Below are 19,585 nucleotides of genomic sequence, written 5' to 3'. Positions count from 1 at the left end.
ACGTCGGTTTCAGCCGGCTCGAACGCCAGCGTGGCGACCACCCCGCCCTGCTCACCCGGGGTGACGTGCACGCGCCAGCCATACAGGTCACACAGGCGACGCACGATGGACAGCCCGATGCCGCCGCCCTGGGTGTGTTCGGCATGCGTCCCGCGGTAGCCCCGCTCGAACAGCCGCGCGGCTTCCTCGGCCGACAGCCCGGGGCCGGAATCGATCACTTCCACCGCATCGGGCAGCAGGCGCACCACCACCTCGCCCTGGGTGGTGTACTTCACCGCATTGCCGATCAGGTTGCCGAGCGCGACGCTGACCGCCGCTTCCGGCGCATCCACCACCAGGCCGGGCTCGCCTTCCAGGCGCAATTGCAGCGGCTTGCCGCGCAGCTGCGAGCGATGCGCATCCAGCAATTGCTCGGCCAGCCGTGCGACATCGGTGGCCCCATGCACGCGCTCGTTGCGCGAAAGCTGCAGCAGGGCGCTGGTGAGATCGGCGCCATTCTGCTGTGCGCGCTGGATGCGCAGCAGACGCTGGCGCGTGCGCTCGTCGAGGTCGTCCTGCGAAAGCAGCAACTCGGCGGCACTGCCGATCACCGCCAACGGGGTGCGCAACTCGTGGCTGAGGTCGCTGTTGAACTCGCGGTCGCGCTGCACCACCTCGGTCAGCCGCGCCGAATAGTCATCCAGCGCCTTGGCCAGCTCGCCGACTTCGTCGTCGGCGAAGTACGGCGCCAGCGCTTCCGGGTCGGAACTGCTGCCGGCGCGCCGCAGGCGCCGCGCGAGGTCGGTCACCGGGCTCATCACCTTGGACGCCGACCACCAGCCCAGCAGCAACGACAACAGGCCGAAGCCGACCACGGACAGGCCGAGCAATTGCTTGATGCGCATCTCGCCGCGATCGCTGCGGGTGGTGTCGTAGGCGAGGAAGAACCACTCATCCGGCGTCTTGCGCACCGCCAGCTTGTAGGAAAACGTGCTGCCGTCCTCGTCGACCCCGCTCAGGGAGTGGATGCCATCACCCAGGCGGTACCAGTCGGGCTGGGTTTCCTTGAGCTTCTCGAACTCGTCACGCCGCACCACCTGCCCGACCATCTGCTGGAATTGCACGCTGACGTTCTTCTTGTCCTCGCTGGCATACCAGTTGCGCGCGTACTCGTCGATGTTGTCATTGAGCACGTCCTCGACCAGCGCGTTCTGCACGAACGAGCGCACATGGTCGGTGGCATAGGCGAACAGCAGGGTGAGGCCGAGCCCGAGCAGGAAGAACGACCAGATGATGCGGCTGCGCAGCCGCCGCCGCCGGGTCAGGCGGCGCACCATGCCATCGGACTGCGACACCGGCTTACTGGCTGTCGTCGGGTGCGGCGATGCGGTAGCCGATGCCATGGCGGGTCTGGATCAGGGGCACGTCGAAGGGCTTGTCGACCACGCTGCGCAGGCCATGGATATGCACCCGCAACGAGTCCGAATCCGGCAATTCCTCGCCCCAGACCCGGGTTTCCAGCTCCTGCCGGGTCACCACCGACGGGCTGGCTTCCATCAATGCCTGCAGGATCTTCAATGCGGTGGGGTTGAGTTGCAGCAGCTTGCCCTGGCGGCGCACCTCCAGCGTGCCGAGGTTGTATTCGAGGTCGGCGACCTGCAATTCGCGGCTCTGCACGCCCTTGCCGCGGCGTACCAGCGCGTTCAGGCGCACCTCCACTTCCTGCAGCGCAAACGGCTTGACCAGGTAATCGTCGGCACCGGAGTCGAACCCGGCCAGCTTGTTGTCCAGGGTGTCGCGTGCGGTCAGCATCAGCACCGGGGTCTGCTTGCGCGCATCGTTGCGCAACTTGCGGCAGACCTCGAGGCCATCCATGCCCGGCAGGTTGAGGTCGAGCACGATCGCATCGAACTCGTTGACCACCGCCAGGTGCAATCCGGTCACCCCGTCGGCGGCGAAGTCCACCGTATGGCCGCGGTCTTCGAGGAAGTCGCCAAGATTGGCGGCGATGTCCTGATTGTCTTCGATCACCAGTATGCGCATGAGTGCTCCGCTTGCGACATGGGTGCCGCGTATGGTTTCAATTCTGCCATGCCGGCCGCGGGCAGGTTCAGGTCGATGTCGCAGCGCCGCGTGGGCGCGCAGCGCCGGCCACGACGCTGCCCGGCGTGCGTCGCCGTGCCATGCCCGGTGCCTGTGCGGCATGGCGCGTCACGTGCTCGATGATTGCCGATGCCACATCCACGCCACTGGCCTGTTCGATGCCTTCCAGGCCGGGCGATGCGTTCACTTCCAGCAGCAGTGGGCCGCGTGCGGAGGCGATCAGGTCAACCCCGGCCACGCCCAGGCCCAATGCCTGCGCCGCACGCACCGCGAGCGCGGCTTCCTGCTCGCTGACCGCGTGCGCATGGGCATGCCCACCGCGATGCAGGTTGGCACGAAACTCGCCCTCGTCCGCCTCGCGCCGCATCGCCGCGACCACGCGTTCACCCACCACCAGGCAACGCAGATCGCTGTTGCCGGCTTCGGCGATGAATTCCTGCACCAGAAACTGCGCATGCAGGCCACGCAGGGCATCGATCATGCCGCGCGAGGCGGAGAGCTTTTCCGCCAGCAGGACGCCGCTGCCCTGTGCACCCTCGTTCAACTTGATCACGTGCGGCGGGGGACCAAGCATCGCCAGCAGGTCGCTGGTGTCGTCCGGGTTGTCGCCGAACACCGTCGCCGGCATCGCCAGGCCCTGCGCCGCCAGCAACTGGTGCGCGCGCAGCTTGTCGCGGGCACGGGCGATCGCGTCCGAAGGATTCGGCGTCCATGCGCCCATCAATTCGAACTGGCGCAGCACCGCACTGCCGTAACGCGTGATCGAGGTGCCGATGCGCGGGATCACCGCGCGGTAATCGCTCAATGGCGCACCCTTGTAACGCAGCGTGAAACCGTCGTTGCCGATGCGCATGTAGCAGCGCAGCGGATCGAGCACGCGCACGCTGTGGCCACGTGCACGCGCGGCCTCGACCAGGCGGCGGGTGGAATACAACTTCGGATTGCGCGACAGGATCGCGAGTTTCATCAATGCAGGTCCGGCCGCGGGGGACAGGCGCCATGGTGCAGGATCGGCAATGAAGGCCGGCTGCACGTGCGCACATGAAAACGGCAGCCCGCAGGCTGCCGTGATCGGTCTGGAGCGGGTGAAGGGAACAGCACCCGGTCGCTAACTCGTTTATTACGAACGCTTTTTCCGATCCAAGCGTCACGGAATAGACTCGATTGTGGACTCAAGTCTTCGGCCTGGTCAACGCAAGCCGCTGCGGGTGATCCAAATCGAGCCAAGCTCATCCATCAACAGCCAGAGCATCGGATTTCATACCGAAGTCTATCTGTCCACTGGCACATCACGCCACAGGCCGCTACGGACAGGTGAGCTGCGTCCTCAAAGGATTGACTCATCATCGACAGGCGCGGTCCCGCCCGCCTTTCGCCCGCTCGATGAACCGCTTCATGGGCTCCGAGGGTTCGCCCCGGCGGCGCAGCAGGTAGGTAGAGAGCACCGGTGGGCTGCCGGCCAAGGGACGAATGGAGATGTCCGGGCGCTGTAGCGTCTGCACCTGCGAGGCGATGGCGAAGCCGATGCCGTAGCCTGCACCGACCAGGGTCAGCATCACGCCCAGGCTGGTCACTTCATCGACCAGCTTGAGCGGCGTGCCTGCGTCCTGCAGCAGCGCTTGAATCTGATGGCGGCAGCCCGATCCCGATTCGGGATGGCACAGAACCAGCGGGAACTTCAGGGCTTCGGCCAGCGGCACCTGCACGTGTGCCAGCAAGGGGTGGCGTGCGGGCACGATCACCGACAGCGGATCGGTCCACACCGGCTCGGCGACGAGGCCATCATGTACCGCGTTTGACAACGCAAAGCCGATGTCCAGCAGATCGTCGTGCAGCGTCTTGAGCTGCTGCGCGAACGGCAGCTCGAAGACGCGAATCTCCATCTCGGGCTCCTCCTCGCGGCTGCGTGCCAGCAAGGTGGCGATGCGGGGCTGCGCCAGGCCGTCGCAGATCGCGATGCGCAGATGGCCCTGGTAGCCCTGTGCCGCCGCCTTGGCACTCTTGACTGCCTGCTCCACGGTGGCCATCACGCGTCGGCATTCGCCTAGGAACACCTGGCCGGCCCAGGTCAGCCGCGTCAGGCGGGTGCTGCGGTCGAACAACTGCACGCCAAGCTGGCTTTCCAGGTCGCGCATTGCTCGTGATACGGGAGATTGCTCGATCCCGAGACGCTCGGCCGCGCGGGCGAGATGCAGCTCTTCCGCGACTGCAACGAAATAGCGTAGCAATCTAGGCTCCAAGGCAGCCTCCCATCGGCCCTTTACACCAGGTCTTGGTACGAGCCAGCCACCAAGCGATGGGGATGTCGATCAGGATCAGGGTGACGACGCCTGCTAAACGTGCGGTCAACCGGAGGGCTTGCAGATCACTATCCGTCAGCACGCAAACACCCTCGTGTCAATGCGCATGCTTCGTGTCCGAGCACCCGAGTGTGTAAAGGATGCTCTTCGGTGAACTGCCCAAGCGAATGGTCCAGACTTTCATGCCGCAGGCCCCTCGACTACTCAATACATATGCTGGCCGCCGTTCATCGCCACGTTGCTGCCGGTCATGAAGGCGGCGGCTTCGCTGGCGATGAAGGCGACAAGTGCCGCAATCTCGTCCGGCTGGCCCAGACGGCCAACCGGAATCGCATCGATGATCTTCTGGCGCATGTCCTCCCGCACCGCCATCACCATCTCGGTGGCCAGATAACCCGGCGACACGGTGTTGACCGTCACACCCTTGCGCGCGACCTCCTGCGCCAGCGCCTTCGTGAACCCGTGCACGCCGGCTTTGGCCGCCGAATAATTGGTCTGCCCGAACTGGCCCTTGCTGCCGTTGATCGACGAGATGTTGACGATGCGACCCCAGCCGCGCTCGACCATCGGATCGATGAACGGCTTGGTGACGTTGAACATGGAGTCCAGGTTGGTGCGCAGTACGGCATCCCAACCGGCCTTGTCGAGCTTGCGCAGCGTTGCATCGCGGGTGATGCCGGCGTTGTTCACCAGGATGTCGATCCGATGACCGTCGGCGTGGATGCGCCGCGCCATTTCCTGCGTTGATTCGTAGTTCGATACATCCACCCCGTAGGCAGCAAGTTTGTAGCCCTGTGTCGCTTGCGCTTGCTGCCACTGGCCAATCGTGGTGTTGCCGGGGGTATGCGTGACGATCACGCGGTGGCCGGCATCGTGCAGGGCACGGGCGATCGCAGCGCCCAACCCCCGGTTGCCTCCCGTCACCAGCGCCGTCCGTTGCGTCGTATTCATTGCCGTCCCCTCATTTCTTGGTCTTGCCCTGGGGTACGGCGCTTGGGGCGGTCCAGGGCTGGGTCCAGCGCTGGCAAAGCTGCGTGAAAGAGGCTGCGTCGCCACTCGCGCCGAATGCCTCGGAGACAGACTCCTGCCAAGTCGTGAGCGCCTGGCGCAGTCCATTGGCAAAGGCCGTCTGGCTCTTGGCTGCTACTTGCCCGACCGCTTGGGCATCGCCCATGCGGCCTTGGCACAGACGCCAGAACACTTCGGACGGCAAGGTCGCGAGCGCTTGCCAGTCGGCCGCCTGTTGGAGGCCCTGGATGCGCGAGGTGGTCTCCAGCACGCTGCCAGCGCTGAGCTGTTGCATGACTTCGAGCCAGTGATGGCTGCTCTCCTGCAGCAAGCGCGTGATCTGCAGTTGCAGCTCGGCATTGGCTTTGTAGAGATGGATTGGCAGTTCGTTGCTCATTGCAGTGCCCTTCGGTCATGGTGGGCCCCCTTCGGGGCGGGTGTAGGCCATCCCAAGCGATGTCCCTGTTGAAATGGTCTTGTCTTGTCTCGGCTTCGGCGCGTCGTATCAGCGCATTGCCACATAGGTTCCCGGTGCATCACCAAGCGGGACCTGCGTGCCGCCCATGGCAGGCGGCGATACCCGCTCGGTCGAATGTCGTGCCAGCCACTGCTGCCAGGCTGGCCACCATGAGCCCTCGTTCAGCGGGGTTTCGGTACGCCACGTTTGCGGATCGACGTAGCGAGCGCCGACGCTGCGGGTCGCAATCTGGTAGCTGCGCCGGGGGTGCCCCGGCTCGCTGACCACGCCGGCGTTGTGCCCGCCGCTGGTCAGTACGAAGGTCAGCTCCGCATCACTGAGCAGATGCATCTTGTACACGGATGGCCAGGGGGCAACGTGGTCGCGCACCGTGCCGACGATGAGCATCGGCACTTCGATGTCGGCGATCGCCACCGGCCGTCCGCCGACCTGGTAGCGTCCCTCGGCCAGATCGTTGTTCAGATACAAACGCCGCAGGTACTCGCTGTGCATGCGATACGGCATGCGCGTCACGTCGGCATTCCATGCCATCAGGTCATTGAACTCCTGCCGTTCGCCCAGCAGGTACTCGCGCACGCGCCGCGACCAGATCAGGTCGCGCGAGTTGAGCATCTGGAAAGAGGCGGCCATCTGCTTGCCGTCGAGATAGCCCTTGTCCCACATCCCGGCTTCCAGCCAGGCAAGTTGACTGTCGTCGATGAAAAGCGCGATTTCGCCCGACTCGCGGAAGTCGGTCTCCGACGCCAGCAGCGTCAAACTGCGCAGCCGTTCGTCGCCATCGCGCGCCATCGCGGCTGCGGCGATCGTCAGCAAGGTGCCGCCCAGGCAATAGCCAACCGCCTGCACCTTGCGCTCGGGCACGATGGCCGTGACCGCGTCCAGTGCATCCATGACCCCCAGCCATCGGTAATCCTCGAGGCCGAGGTCGCGATCGGCCGCGGTCGGGTTCTTCCAGGAAAGGATGAACACCGTATGCCCCTGGTCGACCAGGTACTTCACCATCGAGTTGTGCGGTGACAGGTCGAGGATGTAGTACTTCATGATCCAGGAGGGCACGATCAGCACCGGCTCGGCATACACATCGGGGGTCGTGGGTGTGTACTGGATCAGCTCGATCAGGTGGTTGCGAAACACCACCTTTCCTGGTGTGACCGCCACGTCCTGGCCGACTTTGAAGCCTTCGACCCCGGCCGGTTCATCGTCAAGCGCAAGACGCTGTGTATCGTCGAGGAAGTTCATCGCGCCGCGCCACAGGTTGGCGCCGCCGCTGGTTCTGATGGCTTCCAGCACTTCCGGGTTGGTCCAGATGAAATTCGATGGCGACCACATGTCCAGCCACTGCCGCTTAGCGAAAGTGACCATGTTCTCGTGATGGCGCGACACGCCGCGCACGCCGGTGGTGGCGTTGTGCCACCACTGCTGCTGCAGCAAAAAGCCCTGGTGGATCACGTTGAACGGCCATTGCTGCCAGGCCGGCGCCTCGAAGCGCCGATCCTGCTCCAACGGCTCGATGCACGTGGGGCAGCCGTGGGCACTTGCAGCGTGCGCGACGTAGCGCGCCAAGCGTCGCTGCTTGTGCAATCCCTTTTCGATCAGGCTGCGCTGCTTGCCCGGTGAAAGGCTCAGGTGCAGCGCCCAGTCGTACCAAGCCAGCAAACCCGCCGCCGGTGACAACCCGCCAGTGCCGCGTGCCCGGCACGCGTTCGCAAGCGTATCCAGGACATCGGGGCGACAGACGACTTCGGACGGTGCCGGCGCGGGCTTGTCAGGTATGGCAAGGGTGTTCATCTCTGGTCTTCCGATGTTGTAAGTAACTTATTACTATCATAATGCCTACGGGAAAAGATGCAAAGCCTTGAAGAACGCCCGGGGGATTTCCGCCTTCGCTCGAACGAAACCGCTTCTCTTGCTCTGACTGGGGTGGCCGACCTGCCGACCGATTACTCATGATGTGCCAGAGGAGTGTGTTCGCTTCCTGGGTCTCGTCAGCTCACTTGGCCACGATCCATGGATGGGGCAGGAACCATCCTTTCCCATGCGATGAACCGTATTCCCGATCTTGCGACGCGGATGTTTTGCATGTTAGGATAGTAATAAGTCACTTACTTTATGGAGTCTGATCGGTGAGCGAACGTCCTCAACATCTGTCCGCTGAAGAGCGGCGTGCTGCCACAGTGCAAGCGGTGGTGGACTTGGCCGCGGAGCAAAACCCGGCCGAAATCACGACCACGGCCATCGCCGATCGAATGGGTTTGACGCAGGGCGCGCTGTTTCGCCACTTCCCCACCAAGGACGCGATCCTGGAGGCAACGATGACCTGGGTCGGTGAGCGTCTGCTGGTGCGCGTGGACAAGGCGGCCGAGGGCGCCGCGTCTCCTGCCGCGGCACTCGAAGCCATGTTCATGACGCACATCGACTTCGTGGCCAAGCATCCCGGCGTGCCGCGCATGCTGTTCGGAGAACTGCAACGCTCTGGCGAGACGCTCGCCAAGCGGATGGTGCAGACCTTGCTCCGTCAATACGAACAGCGCCTGCGCCGCCTGATGGAGGCAGGCAAGGCCCAAGGCGACCTGGATGCGGATCTGGACGTAGATGCCGCCGCCGTGTTGTTCATCGGCACGATCCAGGGACTGGTCATGCAGTCGCTGTTGGCCGGCAAGGTCAGTCGCATCCGTCGTGATGCGCCAGCCGTGTTTGCCATCTATCTCCGTGGCATCACGCACACCCGATGAAACGCCTTCCATCCTGCCGCCACGCAGTTGCCCGGTCGGCCGAGAGGCACACCACGGTCATGCGATCGCGTTGCGCCTCCAGCGCGAATCCGCGTCATTCAACACTCAGCCCGACCGCCCGGCGGAACGCACACGCACACCGCGACGACGGCGAAGGCTTGGGAGTTTCCGCGATCAAGTAAAGGCCATGAAGATGACCACTCATCCACAACGCAGCATCTGGCACTGGCTGATCTCCCCGCTCGCGATCGGCTTCGGCCTGCTCACTCTTCGGGAGGGCGGCGCCGTTCTGTTTGTCGACGGCGCGGCGCGCCAAGCCGCCGGCCACTATGTGCCTTTCGTGCTCTGGTTCAATTTTCTGGCCGGGCTCGCCTACATCGTCGCCGGCGTCGGCTTGTGGATGCGCCGGCGCTGGGCCGCGTGGTTGGCGATTGTCATCACGGTGGCGACCGCACTCGTGTTCCTGGCTTTCGGAGTGCATGTGGCTTTGGGTGGCGCCTGGGAGCGGCGCACGGTGGTCGCCATGACGCTGCGCACGTTGGTGTGGGCAGGCATAGCGGCCATAGCCTGGCGCCGGTCAGCGGCGAATGCGCCGGTCGCACGCGAGCACTGAGCACCTTTATCCAGCGGAAACCCATCGATGACAACTCCAAACCTCCTCTCCAGAAAAACCCGTTGGGTCGTAATCGCCGTCGTCGTGCTCGCTCTTGGCGGCGCACTGGCGTTCTGGCTGTCGCGCGACCATGGACAACAAGATGCATTGCGCCTCTACGGCAACGTCGACATCCGCGAGGTGCAACTGGCCTTCCGTCAGCCCGGGCGCGTGATGCAAATGGCTTTCGATGAGGGCGATGCCGTCAGCGCCGGCGCGCGCCTGGCGGCGCTCGATGCGCAACCCTATCGGGAGGCCCTTGCGGCAGCGCAGGCCCAGGTGCAGGTGGCGCAGGCGGAACTGGCCAAGCTGCGCCGCGGCCTGCGACCACAGGAAATCACCCAGGCGCGCGAGGCTCTCAGACAGGCACAGGCGCTCGCCACCGAGACCGAGCGCAATTTCCAGCGCCAGAGTGGCCTGTTGGCATCGGGCGCCAGCAGCCAGCGCACGGTCGATGCAGCCCGCACGGCACGCGACCAGGCAGCCGCTGGCGTCGAAGCGGCCAAGGCGGCCCTGTCGCAAGCATCCGAAGGTTTTCGCAAGGAAGACATCGCCGCAGCAGAAGCTCGCCTTGCGGCCGCACAGGCTGCCGCAGCGCAAGCCACGACAGCCTTGGCGGACACCGAGTTGATGGCGCCCAGTAGCGGCACCGTCATCGCACGAGTGCGGGAGCCCGGCAGCATGGTCGCAAGCCAGAGCGCGGTCTACAGCCTGAGCCTGGACAAGCCGGTTTACGTGCGCGCCTACGTGGGCGAGTCGGACTTGGGGCGCATCGCGCCCGGTACTGTGGTGCGCGTCAAAAGCGATTCATCAGAGAAGGTCTATCGCGGCCAGATCGGCTTCATCTCGCCGCGCGCCGAGTTCACCCCCAAGACGGTGGAGACGACGGATTTGCGCACGGATCTGGTCTACCGCCTGCGCATCGTCATCGACGAAGCCGACAGCGACAGTGCCTTGCGCCAGGGCATGCCGGTGACGATCGAGGTCGATGCGAAAGCCGGCACCAGCATCCCGGCGGGGGAGCGTTGAAATGCAGGCAAGCCCTGCCATCGCCGCCGTGCCTGCGGGTGCGGGCGAAGACGCTGCCGTCGTCATCGAAGACGTGGACAAGCATTTCGGAGACGTAAAGGCGCTGCGGGGCTTGAGCGCGCGCATCCACTATGGGCGGCTGACGGGTCTGGTCGGCCCCGACGGCGCTGGCAAGACGACGCTGATGCGGATTCTGACCGGCCTCCTGGTGCCTAACGCCGGCCACGTCACCTTGGCAGGCTATGACGTGGTCAAGGACAACGACGCCATTCATGTCGCCAGTGGCTACATGCCGCAACGCTTTGGCCTGTACGAAGACCTGTCGGTGATGGAGAACATGCGCCTGTATGCGCAGTTGCGCGGCATGGATGCGGACCGCAACGCCGATCTGTTTGCCGAGCTGCTGGACTTCACGCGGCTCGGACCCTTCACCAAACGCCTGGCCGGCAAGCTCTCCGGCGGCATGAAGCAGAAGCTGGGCCTTGCCTGTGCGCTCATGGCGCGGCCGAAGGTGCTGCTGCTGGACGAGCCGGGCGTGGGTGTCGACCCGGTCAGCCGCCAGGACTTGTGGCGCATGGTGCAGGCGCTGACCGATGAAGGCATGGCCGTGGTCTGGTCCACCGCCTATCTCGACGAAGCCGAGCGCTGCGAGAGCGTGCTGCTGCTGAACCAAGGGCAGCTCCTGTTCGATGGCCCGCCGCAGGAGCTGACCGCGCAGCTCGAAGGCCGCAGTTTCCGTCTGGAAGACGTCGGTGCCGAGCGCCGAGCGGTCCTGACCCAGGCACTCGACCTGCCCAGCGTGAGCGATGGCGTGATCCAGGGCGCCGGCGTGCGCGTGGTGTTGCGCGAGGGCGCTCAAGCGGAGCAGCTCCAGGCCCTGTCCGATCAGGCGCGAGTGGAGCTGGCGCAGGTGCCCGCGCGCTTCGAAGACGCCTTCATCGATCTGCTCGGTGGCGGCCCCGGCGGCACTTCGACGCTGGCCGAGCGTCTGCCGCCGGTTGAGCTGGGTTCCGACATTGCCGTGTCGTGCCGAAACCTCACCAAGCGCTTCGGCGAGTTCACCGCCACCGACAACGTCAGCTTCGAGGTGCAAAAGGGCGAAATCTTCGGCCTGCTCGGCCCTAACGGCGCCGGCAAGTCCACCACCTTCAAGATGTTGTGCGGCCTGTTGAAACCAACTGCTGGCGAAGCGCATGTGGTGGGCCATGATCTGCGCCGCGCCACCGGCGCAGCCAAGAGCCGGCTCGGCTACATGGCGCAGAAGTTTTCGCTCTACGGCCTGCTCTCGGTGCAGCAGAACCTGGAATTCTCGGCCGGCGTCTACGGACTGGAAGGCAACACCCGGCGCGAGCGCATTGCCGAGATGATCGAAACCTTCGATCTGGGCGACTGGCTGTCCGCCACGCCCGATTCCCTGCCGCTGGGCCACAAGCAGCGCCTGGCATTGGCTTGTTCGCTGATGCACCGGCCGCCCGTGCTGTTCCTGGATGAACCCACTTCGGGCGTGGACCCGATCACCCGGCGGGAATTCTGGACCCACATCAACGGACTGGCCCGCAAGGGCGTGACCATCATGGTCACCACCCACTTCATGGACGAGGCCGAATACTGCGACCGCGTGGCCATGCTCTCGCGTGCGCAACTGATCGCGCTGGATACGCCCGACGCGCTCAAACGTTCGGCGGTCAGCCCCGAACAACCCGACCCGACGATGGAGGACGCCTTCATTCACCTGGTGGAGTCGTCAGACCGCGAGCTGGAGGCCGCCACATGAACGGCGCCACAATGCACAAAGACGGAAGTGGCCCCCTGCAGACCGACTTGCGCCGTTTTGATTTACGGCGCTTGATCGCCCTGGTGACCAAGGAAAGCTACCAGGCGCTGCGCGACCCCTCGACGCTGCTGATCGCGTTCGTGCTGCCAGTGGTGTTGCTGCTGCTGTTCGCCTATGCGGTGTCGCTGGATGCGAAGGATGTCCGTGTCGGCGTGGTCCTGGAGTCGCCCGGCGCATCGGCACACTCGCTGGCCGCAGCGTTTTCGGGCACCCGCTTCCTGAATACGCACTTCGCCCATGACCGGCGCGAAGTGGCCGACCAACTGGTCTCAGGCGACCTGCGCGGCTACGTGGTGATTCCGCAGGATTTCGAGCAGCGTCTGGCCCAGCGTGGCAGCGAGCCGCTGGTGCAGATCGTCACCGATGGCTCCTACCCCAATACCGCCAACTACGTCGAGAACTACGCCCGTGGCGTGGTCCAGTCCTGGCGTGCCGGACTGGACGTCGGAGCACCAGCGCAGGCCGTCATGCTGGAACCGCGCTACTGGTTCAACCCCGAGCTGGAAAGCCGCCGCGCACTGATTCCCGGTGCCATCGCCATCGTCATGACCATCATCGGCACCATGCTGACTGCACTGGTGGTGGCGCGTGAATGGGAGCGCGGCACCATGGAGGCGGTGCTGTCCACGCCGGCCTCGGTGGCCGAAATCCTGATCGGCAAGCTGCTGCCGTACTTCGTGCTCGGCATGCTGTCCACGCTGGGTGCGGCGGCGCTGGCGGTGTTCGTGTTCGGGGTCCCGATGCGGGGCTCGCTGGCGGCGCTGCTGCTGCTGTCGGCGGTGTTCATGGTGCCGGCGCTGGGTCAAGGTCTGCTGATTTCCTCCTTGGCACGCAACCAGTTCCTGGCAGCGCAGATCGCGCTGTTCACGGGTTTTCTGCCGGCTTTCATGCTGTCGGGCTTTCTGTATGAGATCGACGCGATGCCCGCGCCGATCCGGGCCATCACCCGGCTGGTTCCGGCGCGTTACTTCGTCGATTCGCTGAAGACGGTGTTCCTGGCCGGCGACATCTGGGCCGTGTTCCTGCCCAACCTGGCGGCCATGGCGGCGATCGGGGTGCTGTTCTTCGTGATCGCCAAGCGCGCCACGCGCAAGAACCTGGAGTGAAGCGATGTTGACGTCCGCATTCTCGTTGACCCGCCTGCGCGCCCAGTTCATCAAGGAGGTGCTCAGCGTCCTGCGCGACCCGCGCAGCCGCATGGTGGTGTTCGTGCCGCCGATCCTGCAGTTGCTGGTGTTCGCCTTTGCCGCGACGCTGGAAGTGCGCAACGTCGATATCGCCGTCTACGACCAGGATACGGGGCGCTGGTCGCACGAGCTGGTACAGCGCCTGGACAGCGCCCGCTTCATCACCCACATCCGGCATGTCGACAGCCAGCAGCAACTGCACGAGCTGATCGACCGTGGCGAGGTGATCGCCGCGCTCGCCATCCCGGTGGATTTCTCGCGCTCCATCGCTGCCGGCGAAAGTGGCCGCGCGCAGGTACTGGTCGATGGCCGGCGCAGCAACTCCGGGCAGATCACCGTGGCCTATCTGTCCACCATCGCCGCCGATGTCGGCGCCGAGGTCGTGCCCGACGCCCAGGCACCAACGCCCGTGGTCGTGCGCCACTGGTTCAACCCGAATCTGGTCTACCGCTGGTTCATCGTGCCCGGGCTGACGGGCATCCTGGCGCTGTTCAGCTCGCTCTTGATCACCTCGTTGTCGATCGCGCGCGAGCGCGAGCTGGGCACCTTCGACCAGTTGCTGGTGTCGCCCACCTCGACGCCCGAGATCATCATCTCCAAGTCGCTGCCGGCACTCGCAATTGGCACCGGGCTGGGCCTGTTCATGATTAGCGCGGGCGTCTTCCTGTTCGGCATCCCGTTTACGGGCTCGTTTGCACTCCTGCTTGCCAGCCTGGTGCTGTTCATCGCCTCGGTGGTCGGCATCGGCCTGATGATTTCCGCGGTCAGCATGACGCAGCAGCAGGCCATCCTGGGGGCGTTCGCCGTCGGCGTGCCGGCGGTGCTGATGTCAGGCTTTGCGACGCCTGTGGAAAACATGCCTGTCGTCCTGCAATGGCTGGCTCAGGCCATTCCGCTGACCCACTTCCTCATCATCGTCGAAGGCAGCTTTCTCAAGGCCATGCCGCCCGGTGACATTCTCGCCAGCCTGTGGCCGCTGGCGGTCATCGCCCTGGCCACGCTGACGATGGCCACCGTATTCGTCCGAGGACGCCTGCAATGAAATCCAAGCCCCGCACTCCCTTTCTTCGCGCAACCGTCACCGGCCTGACCCCTGGGCGCGCGCGTCCGCTCGCGCTGGCCCTGTCCTGCGTGCTGCTGACTGCCTGCGCAAGCGTGGGCCCCGACTACCGCGAGCCGCCGCCGGTCGACGTCGGCAGCGGCTGGAGCTTGCCGTTGGCAAGCGAATCCCAGTCCGCAGACTTGAGCCAATGGTGGTCTGCACTGGACGATCCCATCCTCGATCGCCTGATGGCCACGGCGCTGGCACAGAACCTGGATCTGCGCCAGGCTGCGGCACGCATCGATGAGGCACGCGCCCTGCGCGATCGTGTGGCCGGCGAGGCATTGCCCACCGCCGCCGCTGGCGCGAGCGTCAACCGGCGCCGTCAAAGCGAGAACGGACCCCTGCCCGTAGGTTCGATCCCCGGCCTTGACGCCACGCAGACCATCTACGACGCGGGCTTCGACGCGGCCTGGGAGGCCGACTTGTTCGGGGCCAAGCGGCGGGCGCTGGAAGGCGCCAGCGCCCGCCTGCAGGCGACCGAAGCCGAGGCGCAGGGCGTACGCATGCGCATCGTGGCCGAGGTCGCGCGCACCTGGTTCACCGCCGTCGGCGCCCGCTACGAGTTGCACGCACAACAGGCCACACTGGATACGCTGCAGCAGACCTTGGAATTGGTGCGCCTGCGGCATGCGCTGGGCGACGCGTCGGCCGCCGACGTGGAGGCGGCGTACGCCCAATGGACAGCAGTCAACGCGCTCATCCCGGATATCCAGGCGCGTCAGCGCGCCGCGATACTCAGCCTGGGCGTGCTGCTGGGCGCGCCGCCGGAGCGGGAGCTGGCACTGCTGGATGGCCCCTTGACGCCGAGCACGCTGCGGGCGCTGCCGGTGGGCGAGCGCGCAGAGATGCTGCGTCGGCGCCCGGACGTGCTGGCTGCGGAACGTCGCCTGGCAGCGAGTTCCGCCGACATCGGCGTGGCCACGGCCGAGTTGTTCCCCAAACTCTCCATCGGTGTCGGCGGCGGGTTCCAAGCGCTCAGTACGAGCGATTGGTTCGATGCATCCAGCTCGCGTTTTTCCATCCTGCCGCTGATTTCCTGGCGCCTGTTCGACGGTGGCCGTGTGCGAGCCGAAATTCGGGCACGCGAGGCGGCCGAGCGACAGGCCGCGCTGGCCTATGAGCAGGCCGTGCTGGCGGCGCTGGGCGATGCCGAGCGCGCGCTTGGCGACTACCACGGCGGGCTGGACACACTGGAGCGCCGCGGTATGGCACTGGATGCCGCGCGCACCAGCTACGGCCACGCCAAGGCGCGCTACGCGGCGGGCGACATCGCGCTGGTCGAACTGCTGGCCGCCCAGCGCAGCCTGCACGAGGCCGAAACCGCAGCCGCGCGGGCACATACCAACGCCGCCGTGCAATTGGTGGCGCTGTACAAGGCCCTTGGTGGCGGCTGGGACGTATCGACGACGGCATCGACCGCAACCCATCCGCTGCGGGGCGCTGCCGCCCCCGTCGCGTTTTCAAGCCGCTGACTCAACACAAGGGGGCCGTCATGCAAATCAACGTTGGAAATCTCGACCGCATTGTGCGCATCGTCATCGGACTGATTTTGCTCAGTCTCCCATTGTGGCTGGACTCATCCTGGCGTTGGCTGGGACTCATTGGAATCATGCCACTCCTCGCCGGCCTGGCAGGCCGCTGTCCTGGCTATCGCCTGCTCGGCCTCAGCACTTGCCCGATGCGAAAACCCGAGTGAACGCCCTATGAAACTCAGTTTTTTGGGCGCAGCCCGAGAAGTCACCGGATCGTGCTTTCTGGTCGAAGCGGCTAATGTCCGCTTCCTGGTCGATTGCGGCATGGTTCAAGGTGGGCGTATAGCAGCAGCACGCAACCACGAGCCGTTCGCGTTCGACCCGGCGTCCATTGACTTCGTCCTGCTGACCCACGCCCACATCGACCACAGCGGGCTATTGCCCAAACTCACGCGCGCCGGGTTCAAGGGGTCCATCTACGCCACGCCAGCGACGGTTGATCTGCTCGGGGTGATGCTGCCCGATAGCGCTCACATCCAGGAAAGCGATGCCAAGCGGGTTGCCAAGCGGCTCAAAGAAAAGACCGTGCCGCCACCCCTGTATACCCTACAGGATGCACACGAATGCCTGCAGCAAGTACGAGGTATCGAATACGACCGGGAGTTCGCACCCCGCGTCGGGGTGCGCGCCCGCTTTCGTGATGCCGGACACATCCTTGGTTCGGCCATCGTGGAAGTTTGGATTACCGAGTACGGTTACCCCACGAAGATCGTGTTCAGCGGCGATCTGGGTCAGCCGGGACGCCCCATCCTGCGCGACCCGACACCCATTGAGGAAGCCGACATCCTCGTCATCGAGTCCACCTACGGTGACCGCCGGCACAAGGATTTTTCGGCGACCGAAGCGGACATGATCGGCATCGTCGAGAAAACCCTGTTCGAGCGCGGCGGCAATGTCATCGTTCCGGCCTTTGCGGTCGGCCGAACCCAGGAGGTGCTCTACCACCTACATCGTCTCACCTGCGAAGGGCGTCTGCAGCGTCCAATGGTGTTTGTCGATTCGCCGATGGCCACCGAGGCCACACGCATCACGCGTGAACATCTCGAATTGTTCGACGAACAGGCGAAGCGGTTGGCCGGATGGCACGCGCGCGGCGAGAACCTCCCGTACCTGGATTTCACAGCGAGCGCTGAGGAGTCCATGGCGCTGAACCGGATTCGCTCCGGGGCCATCATTATTTCTGCCAGCGGCATGTGCGATGCGGGACGTATCCGGCACCACCTGCGCCACAACTTGCCACGCCGCGAATGCAGCATCTTGTTTCCCGGTTTCCAGGCGCAGGGGACGCTTGGCCGGCGCCTGATCGAGGGGGCCGAACGTGTACGCATCTTCGGTGAGGACATCCCGGTACATGCGGCGATCCACAGCGTGGACGGCCTCTCGGCGCATGCCGACCAGAAGGCGCTGCTGGATTGGGCCCGTGCTTTCATTCAAGCACCGGCGCAAACCTTCGTGGTGCATGGGGAATCGTCGGCCGCGCAAACCTTCGCTGACCTCTTGCAGCAGCAACTCGGCTGGCAGGTCACGGTGCCCGAGTATGGCCATGCGCTGCGCTGGCCGGACTTTCTGGCGCACGAGTGATGAAGCCCGCAGAAGATCTCGATGAACGCCTGCGCGCCATCCGCGAGTCGCCAACGTACCGGCTTGCGTACGAAGACATCGAGCTGCTTGGCCAGGACGAACTGCGGCCGCTGCGACTACAGCTCGAACTGCTCAAGCCCGAGCGCATCCTGCACGAGCAAGGCATTCGCTCGACGGTAGTGGTCTTCGGCAGCGCACGCGTGAGCGATGCCGAGACGGCAGAAGCCCGTCTTGGCGTTCTGGAGCGTCAGGCGCTCGTCACTCCGGAGGATGTCGGGCTGCGGCAAGAGCTTGCGCGGGCCAATCGCCGGGTCGAACAGGCACGTCACTACGAGCAAGCGAGGCGTTTCTCGGGCCTTATTTCGGCGCGTTTCCAGCAGCAAAACCGCCGTGATTTCGTCGTCGTCACCGGGGGTGGGCCCGGCATCATGGAGGCCGCCAACCGCGGTGCTTTCGAGGTCGGCGCACGTTCGATTGGCCTCAACATCACGCTGCCCCACGAACAGGCACCCAACCCCTACATGTGCCCGGATTTGGCGTTCCGATTCCACTATTTCGCCCTGCGCAAGATGCACTTCTTGTTGCACGCCAAGGGCTTGGTGGCCTTCCCCGGTGGCTATGGAACGCTTGATGAGCTGTTCGAGGTGCTCACCTTGATCCAGTCCGGAAAGATGCAGCGGATTCCGGTGGTGCTGGTCGGCCGTGCATTCTGGCGTCGCGTAGTTGATTTCGATCTTCTGCTCGACGAAGGCTATATCTCTCCATCCGATCTCGACTTGTTCACCTGCGTAGACGAAGCCGAGGAAATCGTTAGTGCCCTCGAACGCTTTTACGTCAACAGGGCAGCAGGCGATGGGGCGACATGATCGGCATCGACGGGTATTGCCGGAGCCTGCGCGGCACCAAGGTGCAGCAGTCGATGCAGTTCGCCACCTTGTTGATTGCCTGTGCATTGTTCAGCCCGATTTCTGCTTTCGGTTCCGACTTCTCGCTCTCTGCAGATCCTCCCTCCTGCTCGCCAGAGCACTCCCTGCGCTGGCGGGGTGGCACCCTGCGCCTGGAGAACGATCTATTCACCGGCTCCGACCGCAACTACACCAACGGTGTCGCGCTAACAGCAGTCTCACGTGATCTGCAAGGCGAGCTCCGTCCCGAGTGCCTGCCACAGCCGATTGGTTTGTACGCCCGCTTCATCGGCTGGGCTGATCCCGGGTTCTGGCGCGATTCCGGCGCCCAGACATCGTCGCAAAACCTCGTCGTGCGCTTTGGCCAGTCCATGTACACGCCCGAGAACAAGACGCGCACCGACGTGATTCCAGATGACCGACCGTACGCTGGTTTGCTCTACCTGGGTTTGGCGTGGAATCGCCGCATCCACCCACAAGCCGCCAGCTACGAAATGCTTGACGTGCGTGAGCTGACCCTGGGCGTGATCGGCCCCTGGTCGCTGGCCGAGCAATCTCAGGATCTGGTGCATCGGACACGCGGCATTGAGCGATTTCGCGGCTGGGACAACCAGTTGCGCAACGAGCCGGCGTTTCAGATGGCCATGGAGCGCAAGTTCAAGCCGTACACGGAGGGTGCGGTCCGCCCTGGATGGGGCAGCGACGTGATCGGCAGCTATGCCCTGCGGGTCGGAAACATCGAAACCGCCGCCAGTACCGGCGTGGAGTTTCGCGCGGGCTGGAACATACCGAACGACTTCGGCAGCTATCCGATCCGCCCTGGCGCAGAGAACCGCCCGCCCTCTGGTGTTGCCGATCTGCGCACGACAACGCCGCAGTCGGTCCTGGCGCCCAAACCTGGGGCACATGTCTTCCTGAATCTGGAGGGTAAAGCCGTCGCCTGGGACTTCTCACTCGACGGAAACATGTTCCGGCATAGCCATCACGTCAGCCGGCGGCCTTGGATCGCGCAAGCAGCTCTCGGCATCAGTAGCCAATGGATCGTTGCTGGACGTGGCGTACGGCTCGCCGTGATGCGCGTTTGGAGAACCCGCGAGTTCGACCAGCAGGCGGGCCATCACGCATTCGGATCGATCGCGCTGAGTCTGGAATTTTGAGGA

17 protein-coding genes and 1 pseudogene are annotated in these 19,585 nt (G+C 64.8%); 11 read left to right on the top strand and 7 right to left on the bottom strand.

The window, feature by feature from the left end:
* Window positions 1-20: 20 nt before the first annotated feature.
* The 7 genes and pseudogenes from ACW11F_RS08195 to ACW11F_RS08165 form a co-directional block, all read right to left on the bottom strand.
* Window positions 21-1,316, bottom strand: a pseudogene (locus ACW11F_RS08195) (sensor histidine kinase); the annotation flags it as partial.
* 22 nt (window positions 1,317-1,338) lie between these two features.
* Window positions 1,339-2,022 (bottom strand): response regulator transcription factor, encoded by a 684-nt coding sequence (locus ACW11F_RS08190; protein ID WP_456996360.1) that lies wholly within the window; start codon window positions 2,020-2,022, stop codon window positions 1,339-1,341.
* A gap of 67 nt (window positions 2,023-2,089) precedes the next feature.
* Complete coding sequence (gene rimK / locus ACW11F_RS08185; protein ID WP_456996359.1) at window positions 2,090-3,049, bottom strand: 30S ribosomal protein S6--L-glutamate ligase; 960 nt, start codon at window positions 3,047-3,049, stop codon at window positions 2,090-2,092.
* 376 nt (window positions 3,050-3,425) lie between these two features.
* Window positions 3,426-4,310, bottom strand: coding sequence for a LysR family transcriptional regulator (locus tag ACW11F_RS08180; RefSeq protein WP_226038649.1), 885 nt, complete (start codon window positions 4,308-4,310; stop codon window positions 3,426-3,428).
* Window positions 4,311-4,586: 276 nt separating this feature from the next.
* The gene (gene phbB, locus ACW11F_RS08175) at window positions 4,587-5,333 is read right to left on the bottom strand and encodes an acetoacetyl-CoA reductase (protein ID WP_151609295.1); all 747 of its coding nucleotides are present in this window, start codon (window positions 5,331-5,333) and stop codon (window positions 4,587-4,589) included.
* A gap of 10 nt (window positions 5,334-5,343) precedes the next feature.
* Window positions 5,344-5,787, bottom strand: coding sequence for a phasin family protein (locus ACW11F_RS08170; protein WP_013721835.1), 444 nt, complete (start codon window positions 5,785-5,787; stop codon window positions 5,344-5,346).
* Between the two features lie 108 nt (window positions 5,788-5,895).
* Entirely contained in the window at window positions 5,896-7,656 is a 1,761-nt protein-coding gene (locus ACW11F_RS08165; RefSeq protein ID WP_456996358.1) for a PHA/PHB synthase family protein, read from the bottom strand.
* A 335-nt stretch (window positions 7,657-7,991) separates the two neighbouring features.
* Between ACW11F_RS08165 and ACW11F_RS08160 the strand changes: the two genes are divergently transcribed.
* The 11 genes from ACW11F_RS08160 to ACW11F_RS08110 all read left to right on the top strand — a co-directional run bounded on the left by ACW11F_RS08160 (window position 7,992) and on the right by ACW11F_RS08110 (window position 19,582).
* A complete protein-coding gene (locus tag ACW11F_RS08160) occupies window positions 7,992-8,600 on the top strand; it encodes a TetR/AcrR family transcriptional regulator (protein WP_004255154.1) in 609 nt (202 codons plus the stop codon).
* Window positions 8,601-8,787: 187 nt separating this feature from the next.
* Complete coding sequence (locus tag ACW11F_RS08155; protein WP_151609297.1) at window positions 8,788-9,213, top strand: hypothetical protein; 426 nt, start codon at window positions 8,788-8,790, stop codon at window positions 9,211-9,213.
* A 27-nt stretch (window positions 9,214-9,240) separates the two neighbouring features.
* The gene (gene hlyD, locus ACW11F_RS08150) at window positions 9,241-10,281 is read left to right on the top strand and encodes a secretion protein HlyD (protein WP_151609298.1); all 1,041 of its coding nucleotides are present in this window, start codon (window positions 9,241-9,243) and stop codon (window positions 10,279-10,281) included.
* Between the two features lies 1 nt (window position 10,282).
* A complete protein-coding gene (locus tag ACW11F_RS08145; RefSeq protein ID WP_151609299.1) occupies window positions 10,283-12,055 on the top strand; it encodes an ATP-binding cassette domain-containing protein in 1,773 nt (590 codons plus the stop codon).
* The gene (locus ACW11F_RS08140; protein WP_275848935.1) at window positions 12,052-13,221 is read left to right on the top strand and encodes an ABC transporter permease; all 1,170 of its coding nucleotides are present in this window, start codon (window positions 12,052-12,054) and stop codon (window positions 13,219-13,221) included. Before ACW11F_RS08145 ends, ACW11F_RS08140 begins: the two co-directional genes overlap by 4 nt.
* Window positions 13,222-13,225: 4 nt before the next feature.
* Window positions 13,226-14,344, top strand: coding sequence for an ABC transporter permease (locus tag ACW11F_RS08135; protein ID WP_099589929.1), 1,119 nt, complete (start codon window positions 13,226-13,228; stop codon window positions 14,342-14,344).
* On the top strand, window positions 14,341-15,879 hold the full coding sequence (locus tag ACW11F_RS08130) for an efflux transporter outer membrane subunit (protein ID WP_456996357.1): 1,539 nt from the start codon (window positions 14,341-14,343) through the stop codon (window positions 15,877-15,879). The genes ACW11F_RS08135 and ACW11F_RS08130 overlap by 4 nt, the downstream gene beginning before the upstream one ends.
* A gap of 20 nt (window positions 15,880-15,899) precedes the next feature.
* Window positions 15,900-16,103 (top strand): YgaP family membrane protein, encoded by a 204-nt coding sequence (locus ACW11F_RS08125; protein ID WP_456996356.1) that lies wholly within the window; start codon window positions 15,900-15,902, stop codon window positions 16,101-16,103.
* Window positions 16,104-16,110: 7 nt separating this feature from the next.
* Complete coding sequence (locus ACW11F_RS08120; RefSeq protein ID WP_151609301.1) at window positions 16,111-17,520, top strand: MBL fold metallo-hydrolase RNA specificity domain-containing protein; 1,410 nt, start codon at window positions 16,111-16,113, stop codon at window positions 17,518-17,520.
* Window positions 17,520-18,386, top strand: a complete 867-nt coding sequence (locus tag ACW11F_RS08115) for an LOG family protein (RefSeq protein WP_151609302.1) — start codon at window positions 17,520-17,522, stop codon at window positions 18,384-18,386. Before ACW11F_RS08120 ends, ACW11F_RS08115 begins: the two co-directional genes overlap by 1 nt.
* Complete coding sequence (locus tag ACW11F_RS08110) at window positions 18,383-19,582, top strand: lipid A deacylase LpxR family protein (protein WP_151609303.1); 1,200 nt, start codon at window positions 18,383-18,385, stop codon at window positions 19,580-19,582. Before ACW11F_RS08115 ends, ACW11F_RS08110 begins: the two co-directional genes overlap by 4 nt.
* The last annotated feature ends 3 nt before the right edge of the window (window positions 19,583-19,585 follow it).

Source organism: Luteimonas sp. e5 (assembly GCF_054031035.1).
This window is presented reverse-complemented; position numbering and strand designations above follow the sequence as displayed.

Excerpts from the sequence above, each read along its gene's own strand:
- ACW11F_RS08125 (WP_456996356.1), top strand. The coding sequence starts at position 15,900 with ATGCAAATCAACGTTGGAAATCTCGACCGCATTGTGCGCATCGTCATC.
- phbB (WP_151609295.1), bottom strand. The coding sequence starts at position 5,333 with ATGAATACGACGCAACGGACGGCGCTGGTGACGGGAGGCAACCGGGGG.
- rimK (WP_456996359.1), bottom strand. The coding sequence starts at position 3,049 with ATGAAACTCGCGATCCTGTCGCGCAATCCGAAGTTGTATTCCACCCGC.
- ACW11F_RS08145 (WP_151609299.1), top strand. The coding sequence starts at position 10,283 with ATGCAGGCAAGCCCTGCCATCGCCGCCGTGCCTGCGGGTGCGGGCGAA.
- ACW11F_RS08130 (WP_456996357.1), top strand. The coding sequence starts at position 14,341 with ATGAAATCCAAGCCCCGCACTCCCTTTCTTCGCGCAACCGTCACCGGC.
- ACW11F_RS08120 (WP_151609301.1), top strand. The coding sequence starts at position 16,111 with ATGAAACTCAGTTTTTTGGGCGCAGCCCGAGAAGTCACCGGATCGTGC.
- ACW11F_RS08165 (WP_456996358.1), bottom strand. The coding sequence starts at position 7,656 with ATGAACACCCTTGCCATACCTGACAAGCCCGCGCCGGCACCGTCCGAA.
- ACW11F_RS08190 (WP_456996360.1), bottom strand. The coding sequence starts at position 2,022 with ATGCGCATACTGGTGATCGAAGACAATCAGGACATCGCCGCCAATCTT.
- ACW11F_RS08110 (WP_151609303.1), top strand. The coding sequence starts at position 18,383 with ATGATCGGCATCGACGGGTATTGCCGGAGCCTGCGCGGCACCAAGGTG.
- ACW11F_RS08140 (WP_275848935.1), top strand. The coding sequence starts at position 12,052 with ATGAACGGCGCCACAATGCACAAAGACGGAAGTGGCCCCCTGCAGACC.
- ACW11F_RS08155 (WP_151609297.1), top strand. The coding sequence starts at position 8,788 with ATGAAGATGACCACTCATCCACAACGCAGCATCTGGCACTGGCTGATC.
- hlyD (WP_151609298.1), top strand. The coding sequence starts at position 9,241 with ATGACAACTCCAAACCTCCTCTCCAGAAAAACCCGTTGGGTCGTAATC.
- ACW11F_RS08115 (WP_151609302.1), top strand. The coding sequence starts at position 17,520 with ATGAAGCCCGCAGAAGATCTCGATGAACGCCTGCGCGCCATCCGCGAG.
- ACW11F_RS08135 (WP_099589929.1), top strand. The coding sequence starts at position 13,226 with ATGTTGACGTCCGCATTCTCGTTGACCCGCCTGCGCGCCCAGTTCATC.
- ACW11F_RS08170 (WP_013721835.1), bottom strand. The coding sequence starts at position 5,787 with ATGAGCAACGAACTGCCAATCCATCTCTACAAAGCCAATGCCGAGCTG.